This window comes from Polynucleobacter sp. 39-46-10 (genome assembly GCF_002282275.1).
The window spans coordinates 1-1,911 of the sequence record NZ_NCJB01000396.1 but is presented as its reverse complement, the minus strand read 5'-3'; the positions used below and the strand labels follow the sequence as shown (position 1 = coordinate 1,911).

Here is a 1,911-nt window from a genome sequence, read left to right as displayed (position 1 = left end):
TCATTGACGGGCAGTTGATAGCGAGCAATACCAGCAGCGGTCCATGTTGCATCTGGCATGATTTCTTTGAGTTCGCTGACTAAAAACTCCAAAATACTCCGCTTAGCTGGCATGGCATTAGGCACCCCCATCACAAATTGGACATGAGCTGGCGCTTTAAGCAACCCTCTTTTAATTAGATTGGCTGCACTGTAAAGCATCGCCATATCAAATATTTCAATTTCAGGTTTTATTTCATATTTCAACATCTCGCCGGCTAAACCATCCACAAAATCAGGCGGATTCTCATATATACCATTTGGAAAGTTAACGGATCCGGTTGCAAGAGATGCCATATCAGGGCGATGAAATAGCATTGCGCCCCGCAAAGCCTGATCTTGACCTCTGCCGCCAGTAGAAAATTGAATGATCATATCGGGACAGTATTTTTTAATCCCTTCCTGAACCTTTGCAAATTGATCGGGATCTGAGCTAGGGCTCTCGTCAGGCTTGCGAACATGTAGATGCACAAGGGCAGCTCCTGCCTCATATGACTTTTGTGTTGCTTCAATTTGCTCTGAAACAGTTACTGGAAGGCCGGGGCAATCCTTTTTTCTTGGGATTGCTCCGGTAATAGCTACGGTAATAATGACAGGATTATTCATAATTTACTTAAAAGTAGTAATAGATTGATTTGATAAGTTAGGTTCAGCGTCTATTTCAAAGTCAATTGACCGATGGCAGCCACGTAGCCAACTGGGGGAAGAGTAATAATAAGACTACTGCAATAATTTGCAGCACCATAAATTGGGACATACCAGCATAGATATCCGTGATCTTCCAAGATGGCGCGACCCCTTTAAGGAAGTAGGCCGATAGAGCTACTGGTGGTGAGAGCCAGGCTGTCTGAAGTGTTACTGCTACTAAAGTGCTGAACCAAATTAAATCAATACCGGCCGCTTTAATGATGGGTAGAAAGATAGGCACGACAATTAATACGATAGGTACCCACTCTAGCGGCCATCCTAGTAAGAAAATCAATAACAAGATCAAGATCAACATCGCCATCGGTGGTAATGGTAGGGAGGTCAGAAAGCTGGCAATAAAATCTGCACTACCCAGTCTTGAGAATACAGCCCCAAATAGGTTTGAAGTAGTCACCAAAAGCAAAATCATGCTGGAGACACGCAAGGTTTGCATGACGCAGTTTTTGATTTTAGCGAAGGTCATGCGCCCAGACATGGTAGTGAGCAAGAAGGTTGCTACACAACCCACTGCACCTGCATCGGTTGGCGTTGCAATTCCAGCTAGTATTACGCCTAGGGTGGCAAATAAAACCACAATCACGGGTGCAATACCAATCATTAAATCCATTAAAACAGGCTTAAGTGATTTTGCTCGCATCTCTACAGGTAGAGCTGGCCCTAAGGCTGGGTTGATCCAGCAGCGAATCATGCACCAGGAAGCAAAGAGGAATGCTAAAAGCAGACCTGGCAAGACTGCAGCGGCAAATAAATCTGTTGCAGGTATCCCAACCACCGGCCCCATGACGATCAACATCACTGATGGTGGTATCAAGATGCCCAATGTGCCGCCAGCAGTAATGGCTCCTGCAGACATCCGTACGTCGTAACCACTTTTAATCATGGATGGAGCAGCCATAACGCCGAGTAAGACAACTGACGACCCTACTATTCCGGTTGCGGCGGCAAAAATAGTGGCTGTCACAATCACGGCGAGATAGAGTGAGCCCCGAACGCCAGCAAACAATTGCTGAATGGCGCCAAATAAGCGCTCCATAATGCCGGACTGCTCTAGTAAGAATCCCATGAAAAGGAAAAACGGGATTGATGCTAGGACGCTATCTTGCATCACAGAGAGTGTTTGTAAAATTGCAAGATCGAATACAACAGGACCTAGGGCAATAAAGCC

2 protein-coding genes are annotated in these 1,911 nt (G+C 45.6%); both read right to left on the bottom strand.

Annotated features, from left to right (window positions below; genetic code table 11):
- On the bottom strand, nt 1–644 hold a 644-nt coding region (locus B7X71_RS16065), incomplete at its 3' end, for a 3-keto-5-aminohexanoate cleavage protein (RefSeq protein ID WP_293601469.1).
- 61 nt (nt 645–705) lie between these two features.
- On the bottom strand, nt 706–1,911 hold a 1,206-nt coding region (locus B7X71_RS16060; protein WP_293601468.1), incomplete at its 5' end, for a TRAP transporter large permease subunit.